This window comes from Bradyrhizobium sp. Bra78 (genome assembly GCF_024519855.1).
GTDB classification, from domain to species: Bacteria; Pseudomonadota; Alphaproteobacteria; order Rhizobiales; family Xanthobacteraceae; genus Bradyrhizobium; species Bradyrhizobium japonicum_G.
On sequence record NZ_JALJRE010000003.1, the window covers coordinates 672014 to 685935 of the forward strand.

Genomic DNA, 13922 nt, shown 5'->3' on the forward strand with positions numbered 1-13922 from the left:
GATCTCCCTATTCCGCAGCTTGTGCGGTCTGACGCTGCGCGCGCTTTGCGGCATAGGCAGCGGCAGCCTCGCGCACCCAGGCGCCCTCGTCGTGCGACTTGCGGCGCGCGGCCATGCGGTCGCGGTTGCAAGGTCCGTTGCCGGCAAGCACCTGCTTGAATTCGGTCCAGTCGATCGCGCTGTAGCGCCAGTGCCCGTCTGCGTCCTGCGTCATGCCGGGATCGGGAATGGTGAGGCCGAGATATTGCGCCTGCGGCACGGTGGCATCGACGAATTTCTGACGCAGCTCGTCATTGGAGAAGCGCTTGATCTTCCACTTCGTCGAGGTGTCGCTATGCTGGCTGGTGGCATCGGGCGGGCCGAACATCATCAGCACCGGCCACCACCACCGATCCAGCGCATCCTGCGCCATCGCCTTCTGCTCGTCCGACCCGCGGCACAGCGTCAGCATGATCTCGTAGCCCTGGCGCTGGTGGAACGATTCCTCCTTGCAGACGCGGATCATCGCGCGCGCATAGGGACCGTAGGAGCAGCGGCACAGCGGGATCTGGTTCATGATCGCGGCGCCGTCCACCAGCCAGCCGATGGTGCCGATGTCGGCCCAGGTCAGCGTCGGATAGTTGAAGATGGACGAGTACTTGGCCTTTCCGGCAAGCATCGCATCGACCAGTTCCTCGCGCGAGGCGCCAAGCGTCTCCGCGGCGGCATAAAGATAAAGCCCGTGGCCGCACTCGTCCTGCACCTTGGCGAGCAGCGCCGCCTTGCGGCGCAGCGTCGGCGCGCGCGTGATCCAGTTGCCTTCGGGCAGCATGCCGACGATTTCGGAATGGGCGTGCTGGGAGATCTGACGGGTGAGCGTCTTGCGATAGGCCGCCGGCATCCAGTCGTTCGGCTCGATGCGCTCCTCGGCGTCGATGCGGGCCTGGAACTGGGCCGCCTTGGCTACGTCCTCGAGGCTGCGGTCATCCGCCTCGGCCGTGTTCAGCGCCTGGGTATACATGCGCATCCTCCCGTTTTATTGAGAGGCAATATATAACAAGAATTATCTCATGCAAGATATTTCTGTAACATGTCGATCAGGCCTCGAATCTGCGTTCCAGAAGCTTCCGGGCCGGCGGCAATGGCCCTCTTTCGTTGGTTCCATGGCCATCAAGCCATTGTTCGGACGGGGCAAGCAGCGCGCGATACATCTCGCCGCAGAGTTCGCGTGCAGCCCGCCCCGGCCAGTCCGGCGGCAGCAGGCTCTGGGGCAGCAGGGGATCGCGCAGCACGACACGGCGATAATAGTGGATCAGGAGAATGCGCGCGGTGAACGCGTCGGCCCCGGACAAATTCGTGCCGCGCGCGAGCGCGCCGCGCAGCGGCTCGAACGTCTTCATGAATTTCAGATAGGCGTCCGCGGTACGGTCGAGCGGCCAGCTTTGGCTGAGCAGACGGCGGCCGCTGTCATCCTCGGCCGAGACTTCCAGCCGGATCGCGCCCGCGGCCTCGTCCGGCACCGGCACGCCCGACGGCGCAACCCACACACCAGGCAGCGGGCTGCCGAAGCCGGCGTTGCGCAGCGCCTCGCGCGAGGCGTCGCGATCCTCGCCATTGCCGATCAGTAGCAGCTCGAAGCGTCCGGTCCAGTCAGATGGCGGCGGATCGTAGATGTGACGTGTGGCGGCCGCGAAGGTCTGCTGCCCCTTATCGGCCAGGCGATAGAAGCTGTTGCGGCCGACCTTTTCGCGCGTCAGCCAGCCATCGGCTGCGAGCCGGGACATCGCCGTGCGCACCACGCCGCTGTCGATGGCCAGACTCTCGAAGAATTCCAGCAGCGTGCCGAGCCACACCGAGCCGCCGCGCGGCACGATGGCGTCGCCGAACACGGTGATGACGATGGAGCCGGTGCGCGACGGCTCGCGCTTGAGCTGGTCGATGATGCGGGACAACGGATGCGCCATGCGCGAGGCATAGCGCGTTTGGTGCTGGCGCGACAATGGACGGGAGCGACGCTGTTGCTCTCCCCCTCCCCGTTGTCACGGGGCGAGGTGAGGACGTGCACTACCGATGCGGGTCGGGATAGGCCAGGCTGCGCCAGCCGCTGCGGTCGAAGGGCCGCCACTGGCCTTCCTTCTGCGCGAGGCGATCGGCGACCGCATAGACCGCGGCCGGATGATGACCCATGCCGCAATGGCTGCTCTCGATCTCGATGCTCTCGGTCTGCGCGCCCGCCTTCTCCATGCAGCCCTGCCAGGCGCAGACGCCATCGGTGCGGCTGAAGATCGCGGTGGTCGGCACCGGCGGCGGCACGGCGAGCTCGCCGCCGAACTGCGGATCGACCTCGTCGGACTTCCGCCCGCTCGCCCATTCATAGACGCGCCAGGCATTGGTGGAATGGGGATTGCCCGCAAACGGGCTGCCGAGCGTGATCACCTGGCGCACGCGCTCCGGCATCATCTTGGCGAGCTGGCGCGCGTAGAGGCCGCCGAGGCTCCAGCCCACCAGACTGATCTTGCGGCCATGGGTATCGCTGAGCTCCTGGACCAGATCGACCATCGCGTGCTGCACGCCCTCGCGCAGGCCATAGTTGCGGCCCTGGCGCCAGCCGCTCACCGCATAGCCCTTGCCCGCCAGAAACGTGCGCAGTGCGCGTGTGGACGTGTCGGAGGCCACAAGGCCCGGCAGCACCAGCACCGGATGCCCATCGCCGCGCGACGCAAGGCTCAGCAGCGGCAGTGAGCCGAGGAATGCACCGAACTCGTGGATCGCGCGCCCTTCCAGGAACATCAGAGTACGGGACGGCGGACGCAGCGTCTGGGCAGTAGCGGTCATCAATGGTCCCTCGGAAGAATTGCTGAAAAGGTCACCGGCTGCGATGCCGGCAAATGGGTTGAATTCCAACACGCCGGCTTCTCGAACGTTCCGCAGCGCAACATGAATCAGCTAGGGCGCCGGTTCCCGACATTCAAGCGGGTGAAGCCAAAGGCCACAATAGGCCGGCGCGTGAATGCCAACGTGCGTGACGCAAAAGTCACAACAATCGAAGCAGGAATTCTACGGAGTAGAGCGCAAGACCAGCGAGCCCGCCGATCAGCGAACCGTTGAAGCGGATGTATTGCAGGTCGCGGCCAATGTTGATCTCGATCAGCGAAATCAGCTGCGCCATGTCCCACGCCTTGACCTGGTCGGAGATGAAGGTCGAGACGCCACTCTTCTGGTCCGCGACGAAACTGCGCAGCACCGCCACCAGGCCCTTGTTGATCTCGCCGCGCAGCTCGGCATCGCCGGCGAGCGCTTCGCCGGCGGCGACGAACATGCCGGCGAGATGATGCTGCAATACCTGCGTCTCGCCGCTCGCGCTTCGCTCGATGAAGGACCGCGTGTTGGCCCAGACCGTGCGGGCGAGATCGGCAAGCTCGGGCCGTGCGAGCAGGTCGCGCTTCAGGCCGTCGATGCGTTCGACATAGGCCTGGTCGGTGCCGAGCCGGTCGACGAAGCTCAGCACCATGCGGTCGAACTCACTCCGGAACGGATGTTTGGGATCGCTGCGCACCTCATTGAAGAAGGCGGTCGCCGACGCAACGATCTTGTTCACCAGAAACTTGTCGGCACGATAGAGCCTGAGCAGGGTCGGCAACTCCGCGCGCACCTTGTCGCGGATTATCGCCATCGTCTCCTTCTGGTTCAGCGTCTCGTGCATCACGCGCAGGAGATCGTCGAACAGGATCTGGTGCCGCCCCTCCGCAACAAAGCCGCGCAACGTGCCGGCCGCGAGCGGCGCCAGGTCGATCGCCTGGAGCTGCGAGGACATGCGGCGGATGATGAAGGTCATCAGGCCGGAGGTCTCGGTCGCGGAGAAGGCCTCGGGCAGCAGGCGCAACGCAAAGCGCGCCAGGTCGTCACTGCGCTTGCGATCGCGCAGCCAGTCCGCAACGAACGAGCCGAAGTCGATCTCCTGCAGCTTGGCCTCGACGGGACCGGCCTCGAGGAAATGCACCTGGATGAATTCGCCGAGCTTGTCGGCGATGCGGGCCTGGTTGCTCTGGATGATCGCGGTGTGCGGGATCGGCAGGCCAAGCGGACGCTTGAACAGCGCGACCACGGCATACCAGTCGGCGAGCCCGCCAATGGTCGCAGCTTCCGCGAAGGCGGCGATGAAGCCGAATACGGGATGCACGGGGAGAAGCCATTTCGCGACGACGAACAGCAGAAGCGTCGAGGCCAGCACCAGCGTAGCCAGCGCCTTCACTCGGCGCAGTTCGGCCGCGCGTTCGGCATCGCCGGGGGAGTCGAAGGAGAAGCTGCCCGATGGAGTCATGACTGCATCACAGTACCCGTCATTGCAGGCGAAGCGAAGCAATCCAGAATCGTTCCGCAGAAAGAGTCCGGATGGCTTCGCTTCGTTTGCAATGACGGCAAGGCAAAAAACAAGGCCCGCCGAAGCGGGCCTCAAATTCAGTTTCTCGTCCAGACAGATCAGGCGGTCTTGTTGTAGACCTTGGCAAAATTGTCCTGAGCGGACTTCGCACCGTTGGTGGCGAGCTTGCCGAGATAGTCGGTGGTCGCCTTGGCGCGCGAGACGAAGGCTTCGCCGCGTGCACGGAGCAGGCTGGACTGGATCTCGACGGCTTCGCTGAACGACTTGGCGGACGCCAGCTTGTCGATGCCCGAGAAGAACGCCTCGGCGTCCTCAAAGATCGCCTGCTGGATGTTGCGGCTGATCTTGCCGGCTTCAGTGACGGACTCGGTCACCGCGTTCTCGACGGCGGCGGTCACGCGCTCGGAGCCAGCGAACACTTCGGCAGCACGATCCTTGGCGGTGCTGGCGGACTTCTTGACGAATTCGCGGGCAGCCTCGGGAACTTCCAGGTTCTGGATGTTCTTGAAAGCGTCTTTGAAGCCCTCGAAAGCGGTGTTGGTTTCGGTGGTCATGGGGTTTTCTCCATCCTCATTGGTTGAGCTATGGGCTCACCCCGTCCTCATTGGCCCGGGGCACTGCTTATATGGCATAGTTAATTGTGCGATGCAATATTCATATTGCGCTGCGATATCACGAAATCGTGAACAGCCTTCAGGGTAGGCAATATGGTGCCTTCGTAGCCAGTCGGGCCCCGCTGGGAACCTAGTGCTGGACGGCGCCCGGAAGCCCATAGGCTTCCATCTGTGCCTGGACCTGCGCAATGTTGTGGCCGAGCACGACGATGTCGTGCGTCTTGCCGTCGACGTCCCGGACGTGGTCGCGCAGCAGCGCCTCGGCCTTGAAGCCGAGGCTTTCGAACACGGCAATCGCCGCCTGCTGGTCGACCGTCATCTGGACCGAGAGCTTTTCGAGGCCGGCGCCGAGCGCGAGCGCAAAGGTCTCCTGCGACAACGCCCGCCCCACCCCCTTCCCGCGCACGTCGAGCGAGACGACCATCCGGATCTCGCCGACATGGGGCGACCAGGAGTGAGGATCGCGCACCAGCGTGCCGCAGCCGACGACCTTGCCGTCCTTCACCGCGAGCAGGCTCGTGATCGCGCCGCGCTCGATCTCCTTGACCCAGGCCGAGAGCACTTTTGGCTCGCTGATGTTGCGAGGCAGGAAAAGGAGATCGTGGGTCGGCAGGCCCTTGCCGAAGGCGAGCACGGCGGCCTCGTCCGCGGGCGACATCAGGCGGATCTCGATATCTCCGGCATCGGTCTTGACGTGACGCGGATAGGAACGCTGCTCGCTCATGTCGATCTCTTCCCAAGCCAGGAATCCAGTTTCGGCCACAGCCGCTTCACCGCATTGGCGCCGGCGACGAGCGAGACGTGACCGCCCTTCAGCATCACCTCTTCCTTGTCCCCGGATCCGATCTTGGCGATCAGGTGCTTTGCGGCGTCATAGGGCACGATGTGGTCGTGCTCGGCGACCGCATGCAGGAACGGCACCTTGATGTTCGCGAGCTTCGCCGCGCGGCCGCCAACCGACATGGTGTCGTTGAACAGCTTGTTGTCCCACATCAGGTCCTTGGTGATCGTACGAAAATATTCGCCAGCCAGCGGCAGCGTGTCGGTCGCCCAGCGGTCGAACATCCGGTAGGATTTGACGAACTCGTCGTTCCAGATGTTTTCCCAGAGCTGGATCTGGCTCACCGCGCGCGAGGCCGGGCGCAGCATCTCGAACGACGACAGGATCATCTCCGGCGGCACGTTGCCGACGCTGTCGACGAGGCGGTCGACGTCGAAATAACGGCGGTCGGAGAAATTCGAGAACAGCTTCATCTCGCGGAAGTCGATCGGCGTGGTGAAGCAGATCAAATTCTTCATCGGCCCGTCCATGAAGATCGAGCCGTAGAGCAACGACAGCACGCCACCGAAGCAGTAACCGATCACGGAGACGTCCTGCTCGCCGGAATCCTGCTGCACGCGGCGGACGCAGTCCGGGATGAAGTCGAGGACATAGTCTTCCATCCGCAGGCTCTTCTCCTCCGGCCGCGGCGCGCTCCAGTCCAGCATGTAGACGTCGTAGCCGCGCTTCAAGAGGAACTCGATGAAGCTCTGGCCCGGCACGAGGTCGAGAATGTAGCCGCGGTTGGTGGTCGCCATCACGATCAGCACCGGCACGCGGTAGATCTCGTCCGACATCGGCCGGTAGTGATAGAGGCTCATCGTGCCGCGCGAATGCAGCACGTCCTTCGGCGTCGAGCCGAGGGTGGGCCCGGAGGTCGAAAAATATTCGACGCCCTTGATGCTGCGCTGGATCGCGCGCTGCACCTCGGACTGGATGCGCTCCGGGATCGACGCCAAATCAAGTCCCGCCGGCGCGTTCATGTCTGCCCTCCGTTTTCCGAGGGCGGACGCTTCGTCCGCGGCGGCTTCGGCGCCCCGTCGAGGCCTTGCGAGATGCCGGAACTCGCCGCCATCTGGCTCAGCATCGACTTCATCTCGCCGACCTGGGCTTCGATGGATTGCAGCCGTTCCGCAAGGGCCGTGACCTGCTCCCGGCTCGGCAGGTTCATCGAGACCAGATACTTCTCCATGAGCTCGCCAAGCTGCTTCTGAGCACCTGCAGCAACGCCGCCGGCCCGGTTCATGGCTTGTGAAAACTCGGGCGACGACATGGCCTGGTTGGCGAAGGAGTTGAAGCCCTTCTCCATCTCGCCCATCATCTTCTGCCACATGGCGACCGGGTCGTTGGTCTTGTCGGTCATCGGCGTCCTCCTGAAATCGAGAGCTTCGACGCCCTTCTTTTTCCGTCATACCACACCGTTGCGAGGTGCCGGTCAACCGGCAAGCGGCGGCGCGGTGTCGCGCATGCTTCATTGCGGCGGGAAACCGTGCGATACACAATCGATCAAAAGCCGAGGGAACGCATCCGTGACCGCCCATCAGCCGCCCCAGACCGTCCGCGCCAATGGCATCGATATCTGCTACGAGATTTTCGGCAACGACAATGCCGAGCCGCTGCTGCTGATCATGGGGCTGGGCGCCCAGATGATCCACTGGGACGATGCGTTCTGCGAGCAGCTCGCCGCGCATGGCTTTCGCGTGATCCGCTTCGACAACCGCGACATCGGCAAGTCGAGCCACCTCACCGGCGGCAAGCGCCTGACGCCGCTCGAGCTGTTGAAGCTGCGCTTCCTCAAGATTCCCGTCGCGGCAACCTACAAGCTGATCGACATGGCGAAAGACACGGTCGGGCTGATGGATGCACTTGGCATCAAGTCGGCGCATCTGGTCGGCGCCTCGATGGGCGGCATGATCGCGCAGGAGGTGACACTGTCGTTTCCCGAGCGCGTGCGCTCGCTGACCTCGATCATGTCGACGACGGGCAATCCGCGCGTGCCGCCGCCGACACGCGAGGCCGCCGCGATGCTGATGGCGCCGCCGCCGCGCAGCAAGGAGGAGTTCATCGTCCGCTACGGCCAGACCTGGAACATCTTGCGCGCCGGGTCCTTCCCGGACGAGGAGGCGCTCGACCCCGGCCGTGCCGAACGCGTGTTCGCGCGCGGGCTCAATCCCGCCGGCGTCGGCCGGCAGCTCCGCGCGGTGCTCGCCTCCGGCAGCCGCAAGGAGCGGCTGCATGGCGTGAAGACGCCGACGCTGGTGATCCACGGCACGGTCGATCCCCTGGTCCATCCCGAAGGCGGCAAGGACACGGCAGCATCAATTCCCGGCGCAAAGCTATTGATGATCGAAGGCATGGGCCACGCGCTGCCGATGCGCTTCTGGCCCGAGATCATCGGTGCCATCGACAAGCACGCGCATGGTGCGGCAGCGCAGGCGGCGTAGACCGGCGGAGGTCTCCTCGCGGTGACCATGTGAGCTTCCGGTTACTCTCTTAACGCAGGCCGGCACGAAAGCTATACAGGCCTCCCTCAATCGCAAGACAGAGGCCGCGGCCTCTCGGAGCTCACATGCGTCTCATCGTCCGGTCCGTCGCAATGATTGCGGCTTCCATTCTCATGCTGTCCCTCGGCAACGGCGCCGCGATCGCCGCCAGCGCGCAGGAAGAAGCCAACCGCGCCGCCGTGCTTGCCTTCTACGAGAAGGGCCTCAACCAGAAGGACGCCGATGCAGCCCTCGCCTATGTCGGCGACCGCTACGTCCAGCACAATCCGAACGCGGCCGACGGTCCGGACGGCTTCCGAAAGTTCATCGGCTTCCTGCGCGAGAAATTCCCGAACTCGCACAGCGAGATCAAGCGCAGCTTCGTGGATGGCGACTACGTCATCCTGCACGTTCACGCGGTTCGCGAACCCGGCACCAGGGGCAATGCGATTGTCGACATCTTCAAGCTGGAGAACGGCAAGATCGTGGAACACTGGGACGTCGTCCAGGCCGTCCCCGAAATTCCCGCCAACAGCAACACGATGTTCTGACGGATCGAACTGGGGACTGCGCAGGCGGCCTAGCTCTTTTTCGCCATCCAGATCACATGACGCGCGCCGCCACCCCTGCCGGTGGCGCGGATATTGACCTCGTTGACGTCGAAGCCGGCGCTTCCAAGCCGCTTGGTGAATGCAGGGTTGGGCCCAGAGGACCAGACGGCCAGCACCCCGCCCGGCCGCAGCGCGGTCTTCGCCGCCTTCAATCCGCTCGCACTATAGAGCGCGTCATTGCCCTTGCGGGTCAGTCCCTCCGGCCCATTGTCGACGTCGAGGAGAATCGCGTCGAAGGTCGAGCGTTGCGCCCGGATGATTTCACCGACGTCGGTCTCCCGGATGCTCACCCGGGGATCATCGAGGCTATCGCCAAAAACCTGCGCCATCGGGCCTCGCGCCCAGGCGACCACCGCCGGCACGAGCTCGGACACCACGATCTTCGCCTTGCCTCCCAGCACGGCGAGCGCCGCGCGCAGCGTAAAACCCATGCCGAGGCCGCCGATGAGAACGACAGGTTTTGCGACCATCTCGATCTGCTTCGCCGCAAGCGTCGCGAGTGCGGCTTCCGAGCCCGACAGTCGGTTGTTCATCAGCTCGTTGGTGCCGAGCTTGATGGAAAACTCCTTGCCGCGCCGCATCAGGCGGAGCTCCTCGTCGGAGCCGGGGATTTTCGCGGTATCGATCTTTTCCCAGGGAATCATGCGAGAGCTTTAGCACGGTCGGACCAACAATCACCCTCCCGCCCAGACGTCCAGCACATACCGGTTCGTCGCGCCCATCTCCTCGATCCAGCGCGCAGCCGCCACGGCGTCGCTGCCGCTCTTCTCGCGGTGGATCGCGACGAGGGCCGCCTTCACGTCGGGCTCCATCCTGCTGCCGTCGCCGCAGACATAGACGATGGCGCCCTGCTCGATCAGCGGCCAGACCTTGTCCTTCTGCGCGGCGAGCACATGCTGCACGTAGGTCTTTGGTCCATCCGCGCGCGAGAAGGCCGTGAACAGCTCGGTGACGCCATCGGCCGCGAACGCCTTCAGCTCGTCCGCGTAGAGAAAATCCTGATCAGGATGGCGGCAGCCGAAGAACAGCATGGCCGGGCCGAGCGTGGCGCCCTTCGCCTTGCGCGCGGCGCGCTCCTGGAGGAAGCCGCGGAACGGCGCCAGTCCCGTGCCCGGGCCGATCATGACGATCGGCACGGACGAATCATCCGGGAGCCGGAAGCCGGCCTTGGTCTCGCGCACGGTGGCGTAGATCGCATCGCCCGCGCGCCTGTTGGCGAGATAGTTCGAGCAGATGCCCTTGTAAGTGCCGCGCCCGGAGGCGGCCGGCCCCTCGACCACGCCGACGGTGACGCTGCAACGTAACGCGTCGACCGACGGAGAGGACGAGATCGAGTAGTAGCGCGGCGCCAGCAGCGAGAGCATCTCCAGATAGACGTGGAACGGCAATTCGCAGGCCGGGTATTCGAGCAGCAGGTCGACCACCGATTTGCGTCTCGCCAGAATCTCGGTTCGGTAGCGCTCGGCCGCCTCTGCTTCCTCACCGACGAAGGCCAGCAGCTTCGGCTTGGTGACCGGACAGCGGGTGTGCTCGGCCATGATCTGGATCTGCTTTCGTGTCGCCACCTGCTGCAGCTCGACGAACTCGCTGAGCAGGCGGCCGACCGACACGGCATCGCCGACCGGCAATTGCGCACGGCGGCCCTCAGTGACGCGAAGCCTGATCTGGTCTGCCGGCAGGAAGCCGAAGCGGCGGGCGACCGAATCCACCAGTGTCGGGTCATTGCGCGGAACGACACTCAAATGATCACCGACGCGGTAGGTGATGTTGGACGGCAGCTGCACCTCGATGTGACGCGTCGAACGCTCGGACGGATTGGACCCACCTCTGTTCTGCAGCTCGTCATTGACCAGCACCTTCATCGCCACCGCGCCGCCCTGGGCTACGATGGTGTTGACCGCGGTCACCGCCACCGGCTCGATCGCGTAGAGCGGATCGTCCTCGGCGGTGCGGGTGAAATTCCAGTCGATGCCGAATTCCCTGGTCGCGACCTGCGCGGCCGCCGGGAACCATTTCTGGAACTGGCCATCGAGATCGCTGCGCGCATCGCCTTCGCCGCGCGGATAGACTGCGCGCGCGCCATGCGCCGACAATTGCTCGTCGATGAAACGCGGCACCGATTGATAGGTCGCCGCCCAGTCGCTGTTGCCGCAGCCGAACACGGCATAGCGCACATTGGCGAAGGCATCCTTTGGCAGATCGTCGCCGAGCCATTTGACGAACTGCGTCGCATTGTCCGGCGGCGCGCCGTTATAGGAGGCGCAGATGATCAGCACGCCGCCCTCCTGCGGCAGCTTGCCGACGTAATCGTCGAGCGGGCCGAGTTGCACGGCAAAGCCGTTGATCTCGGCAAGGTCGGCCATCCGCGTCGCGAGTTCCTCGGCGGTGCCGAGGTTGGAGCCGTAAAGCACCAGCATCGGCGTGTTGTGGCCGGGACGCGCGGTCGGCTGACGCGGCGCCTTCGGCGCCGAAGCCGCCGCTACGGGCCCGCCATAGGCGCCGCGCTCGCGATCGGCGCGCGGACGCACCTTGATCTTGAAGCCCTCCGGCTTCATCGTCAGCGTTTCCTTCAGGTGCATCTGGTAGCGCTGGTGATCGATCAGCTTGAAGCGCTGGAGGATCATGCCGAGTGCGAGCGCGGCCTCGTGCATGGCGAAGCCACGGCCAATGCAGGCGCGCTGGCCGTTGCCGAACGGCTTCCAGGCATTGATCGGCCGCTTGGCTTCCGCCTCGCGGCTGAAATTCTCGGGGTCGAAGGCGTCGGGGTTCGGTCCCCAGACAGAGGGATCGCGATGCAACGCCGTCACCAGTATGGTGGTGAACGTGGCCTTCCGGAGCTTGTACTTGCCGCCGCCAATGGTCTCGTCGTTGAGCGGCGAGATACCGTAAGCGGGCGCCGGCGGCCACAGCCGCAGTGCCTCCTTCAGGATCTGCGTGATGTAGGTGAGCTGCGTCACCTGCTGGTAGGTCGGCTTCGCATTGACATCAGGGCCGAAGACGCGGTCGACCTCGTCATAGGCCTTCTTCAGGATGTCCGGGTGCTTGAGCAGCGCATAGAGGGTGCAGGACAGCAGGCCGCTGGTGGTCTCGTGGCCCGCGATCAGGAACGTGTTGATCTGGTAGCGGATGTTGACGTCGTCGAGCTGCTCGCCGCTCGAGCGGTCGACGCCGGTCATCATCGCGGCCAGCATGTCCTTCTTGTCGTCAATCGCTTCCGCGCTCTTGCGCCGCTCGGCGATGATCTCGTCGACCATCTTGTTCATGAAAGCGACGTCTTCGCCCAGCGTCTTGCGCCGCTTCTGCATCCAGATCTGCTCGAACGGCAGGCCGCGGGTCATCATGATGGTTTCGAGCGAGCGCACCAGCGACTCGACGAAGGGATGGTAGTCGCGCCGGTAGAACGAATTGAAGCGGTAGTCGAAGCCGCACAGGCCGATCGTGTCCAGCGTCAGCGCCGTCATGTCGTGGACCACGTCGATCTCGTCGTCGGCGTTGAGCCGTTCCCATTTGTTGACGAGCTGCTCGGCGATGTCGACCATGCTCGGATGATAGGACTGCATGGCGCGGTTGCCGAAGGGCTGGAGCAGGATATTGTGCGCCTTGCTCCAGTTCGGCTCCCGGGTGTCGGCCGTGAACAGTCCGTCGCCGCCCACCGCGCGCACGCGCCGCAGCGCGCCACGCACCGTCTTGTCGAACCGCTTCTCGTCGGAGAGCTCGTCGACGAGATCATGGCCGGAGACGACGACGATCGGCGAGCCCATCATGTCGAGCCAGAAGATCGGGCCCAGCTCCTTCGCAAGCCGCGTCAGGTGCTGCACGGGGGCGGCCGAGTCCAGCGACAGCATGTTGCCGACCACCGGCTTGGTCGGCGGCTGCGGGATCGGATCCAGACGGTTCTTGGATGACATCGAAATGTAGTCCCCCTGCCTCAATGTCGTCATCGCGAGCGAAGCGAAGCAATCCAGAAATATATCCGCGGAGCAGTCTGGATTGCTTCGGCGCTTCGCTCCTCGCAATGACGAGTTCGCAATGACGAATTAGCCGAACCGCCTTCTACGCCATTCGATCAGCCTGGCGCTGACCTCCTCAGGCTTCTCCTGCTGCGTCCAATGGCCGCTGTCGCGGACCAGGTACTTTTCCAGATCGGGAATGAATTTCTCCATGCCATCGGCGGACGACGGCGGCAGCACCGCATCATTCTCGGCCATGATCATCAACGACGGCACGCGCACCGTATGATCGAGCCCCTCGGAGCGCACCCAGTTGCGCGACATGTTGCGATACCAGTTGATGCCGCCGGTGAATCCGGTCCTGGTAAAGGCATCGACGAACACTTTCTTCTCCTCCGCCGACAGGATCGGCGTCCGGGGATCGTGCTTCGCATCATAGCCCGCGATCATTTGCGGGAATGCCAGGTTCAGCCGCGGCGAGGCACCGACACCAGCGACGACTTCCTCCGCCGGAGCATCTGCCGGGCGCGGCGCCGGCTTGCGCATGAAGGCGTCAAAGGTCTGCTCGACGCGGCTGCCAAAGATCCTGTCAGGCTTACGCGCCGGGTCCTGGAACTGCACGATGTACATCTTGTCGCCGAAGCGCGCGCGCAGGAGCTCGATCGGATCGGCCCAGGCGCGGTTGGTATGGGGCGTATTGATGCCGACCACGCCGGCGACCCGGTCGATGTGCCGCAGCGGCATCTGCCAGACGATGAAGCCGCCCCAGTCGTGACCGACAAAGATCGCCTTATCGATGTTGAGATGATCGAGCAGTCCGACGAGATCGCCTGTCAGATGTTCTATGTCATACGCCTCGACCGGCTCCGGCCGGTCGGTCGCGCCATAGCCGCGCTGGTCCGGCGCGATCACCCGGATGCCGGCCTCGCTCAGCGCCTTGATCTGGTGACGCCAGGAAAAGGCGAGCTCGGGCCAGCCATGGCACAGCACGATCGGCGACTTGTCATCGGCCGGGCCCGCCTCGTAGTAGCCCATGCGGATTCCGTTCGTCTGCGCGAACTGGAGCGGCGGCATTTCGATCATC

At 64.4% G+C, this 13922-nt stretch carries 13 protein-coding genes; 2 read left to right on the top strand and 11 right to left on the bottom strand.

Annotated elements, in window-relative coordinates:
- Positions 1-7: 7 nt before the first annotated feature.
- The 8 genes from paaA to OC450_RS10475 all read right to left on the bottom strand — a co-directional run bounded on the left by paaA (position 8) and on the right by OC450_RS10475 (position 7157).
- A complete protein-coding gene (gene paaA, locus OC450_RS10440; RefSeq protein WP_256806421.1) occupies positions 8-1000 on the bottom strand; it encodes a 1,2-phenylacetyl-CoA epoxidase subunit PaaA in 993 nt (330 codons plus the stop codon).
- 76 nt (positions 1001-1076) lie between these two features.
- A complete protein-coding gene (gene paaX / locus OC450_RS10445; protein ID WP_211382743.1) occupies positions 1077-1943 on the bottom strand; it encodes a phenylacetic acid degradation operon negative regulatory protein PaaX in 867 nt (288 codons plus the stop codon).
- A gap of 100 nt (positions 1944-2043) precedes the next feature.
- Positions 2044-2814, bottom strand: a complete 771-nt coding sequence (locus OC450_RS10450; protein ID WP_256806422.1) for a lipase family alpha/beta hydrolase — start codon at positions 2812-2814, stop codon at positions 2044-2046.
- A 199-nt stretch (positions 2815-3013) separates the two neighbouring features.
- A complete protein-coding gene (locus tag OC450_RS10455) occupies positions 3014-4300 on the bottom strand; it encodes a DUF445 domain-containing protein (RefSeq protein ID WP_211382741.1) in 1287 nt (428 codons plus the stop codon).
- A gap of 158 nt (positions 4301-4458) precedes the next feature.
- Positions 4459-4914 (bottom strand): phasin, encoded by a 456-nt coding sequence (locus tag OC450_RS10460; protein ID WP_211382740.1) that lies wholly within the window; start codon positions 4912-4914, stop codon positions 4459-4461.
- A gap of 190 nt (positions 4915-5104) precedes the next feature.
- Positions 5105-5698, bottom strand: coding sequence for a GNAT family N-acetyltransferase (locus tag OC450_RS10465; protein ID WP_211382739.1), 594 nt, complete (start codon positions 5696-5698; stop codon positions 5105-5107).
- Entirely contained in the window at positions 5695-6777 is a 1083-nt protein-coding gene (locus OC450_RS10470; protein WP_211382738.1) for a PHA/PHB synthase family protein, read from the bottom strand. Before OC450_RS10470 ends, OC450_RS10465 begins: the two co-directional genes overlap by 4 nt.
- The gene (locus OC450_RS10475) at positions 6774-7157 is read right to left on the bottom strand and encodes a hypothetical protein (RefSeq protein WP_211382737.1); all 384 of its coding nucleotides are present in this window, start codon (positions 7155-7157) and stop codon (positions 6774-6776) included. The genes OC450_RS10470 and OC450_RS10475 overlap by 4 nt, the downstream gene beginning before the upstream one ends.
- Positions 7158-7323: 166 nt before the next feature.
- Between OC450_RS10475 and OC450_RS10480 the strand changes: the two genes are divergently transcribed.
- On the top strand, positions 7324-8238 hold the full coding sequence (locus OC450_RS10480; RefSeq protein ID WP_262047815.1) for an alpha/beta fold hydrolase: 915 nt from the start codon (positions 7324-7326) through the stop codon (positions 8236-8238).
- A gap of 125 nt (positions 8239-8363) precedes the next feature.
- Positions 8364-8828, top strand: coding sequence for a nuclear transport factor 2 family protein (locus tag OC450_RS10485; protein WP_211382735.1), 465 nt, complete (start codon positions 8364-8366; stop codon positions 8826-8828).
- Positions 8829-8857: 29 nt separating this feature from the next.
- On the opposite strand, the gene OC450_RS10490 is transcribed toward OC450_RS10485, so the two are convergent.
- The 3 genes from OC450_RS10490 to OC450_RS10500 all read right to left on the bottom strand — a co-directional run bounded on the left by OC450_RS10490 (position 8858) and on the right by OC450_RS10500 (position 13921).
- Positions 8858-9532, bottom strand: coding sequence for a spermidine synthase (locus OC450_RS10490; RefSeq protein WP_262047816.1), 675 nt, complete (start codon positions 9530-9532; stop codon positions 8858-8860).
- Between the two features lie 30 nt (positions 9533-9562).
- Positions 9563-12796, bottom strand: coding sequence for a bifunctional cytochrome P450/NADPH--P450 reductase (locus tag OC450_RS10495; protein WP_262047817.1), 3234 nt, complete (start codon positions 12794-12796; stop codon positions 9563-9565).
- A 129-nt stretch (positions 12797-12925) separates the two neighbouring features.
- The gene (locus OC450_RS10500) at positions 12926-13921 is read right to left on the bottom strand and encodes an alpha/beta fold hydrolase (protein ID WP_262047818.1); all 996 of its coding nucleotides are present in this window, start codon (positions 13919-13921) and stop codon (positions 12926-12928) included.
- Position 13922 lies beyond the last annotated feature (1 nt).

Excerpts from the sequence above, each read along its gene's own strand:
- paaA (WP_256806421.1), bottom strand. The coding sequence starts at position 1,000 with ATGTATACCCAGGCGCTGAACACGGCCGAGGCGGATGACCGCAGCCTC.
- paaX (WP_211382743.1), bottom strand. The coding sequence starts at position 1,943 with ATGGCGCATCCGTTGTCCCGCATCATCGACCAGCTCAAGCGCGAGCCG.
- OC450_RS10450 (WP_256806422.1), bottom strand. The coding sequence starts at position 2,814 with ATGACCGCTACTGCCCAGACGCTGCGTCCGCCGTCCCGTACTCTGATG.
- OC450_RS10455 (WP_211382741.1), bottom strand. The coding sequence starts at position 4,300 with ATGACTCCATCGGGCAGCTTCTCCTTCGACTCCCCCGGCGATGCCGAA.
- OC450_RS10460 (WP_211382740.1), bottom strand. The coding sequence starts at position 4,914 with ATGACCACCGAAACCAACACCGCTTTCGAGGGCTTCAAAGACGCTTTC.
- OC450_RS10465 (WP_211382739.1), bottom strand. The coding sequence starts at position 5,698 with ATGAGCGAGCAGCGTTCCTATCCGCGTCACGTCAAGACCGATGCCGGA.
- OC450_RS10470 (WP_211382738.1), bottom strand. The coding sequence starts at position 6,777 with ATGAACGCGCCGGCGGGACTTGATTTGGCGTCGATCCCGGAGCGCATC.
- OC450_RS10475 (WP_211382737.1), bottom strand. The coding sequence starts at position 7,157 with ATGACCGACAAGACCAACGACCCGGTCGCCATGTGGCAGAAGATGATG.
- OC450_RS10485 (WP_211382735.1), top strand. The coding sequence starts at position 8,364 with ATGCGTCTCATCGTCCGGTCCGTCGCAATGATTGCGGCTTCCATTCTC.
- OC450_RS10490 (WP_262047816.1), bottom strand. The coding sequence starts at position 9,532 with ATGATTCCCTGGGAAAAGATCGATACCGCGAAAATCCCCGGCTCCGAC.
- OC450_RS10495 (WP_262047817.1), bottom strand. The coding sequence starts at position 12,796 with ATGTCATCCAAGAACCGTCTGGATCCGATCCCGCAGCCGCCGACCAAG.
- OC450_RS10500 (WP_262047818.1), bottom strand. The coding sequence starts at position 13,921 with ATGATCGAAATGCCGCCGCTCCAGTTCGCGCAGACGAACGGAATCCGC.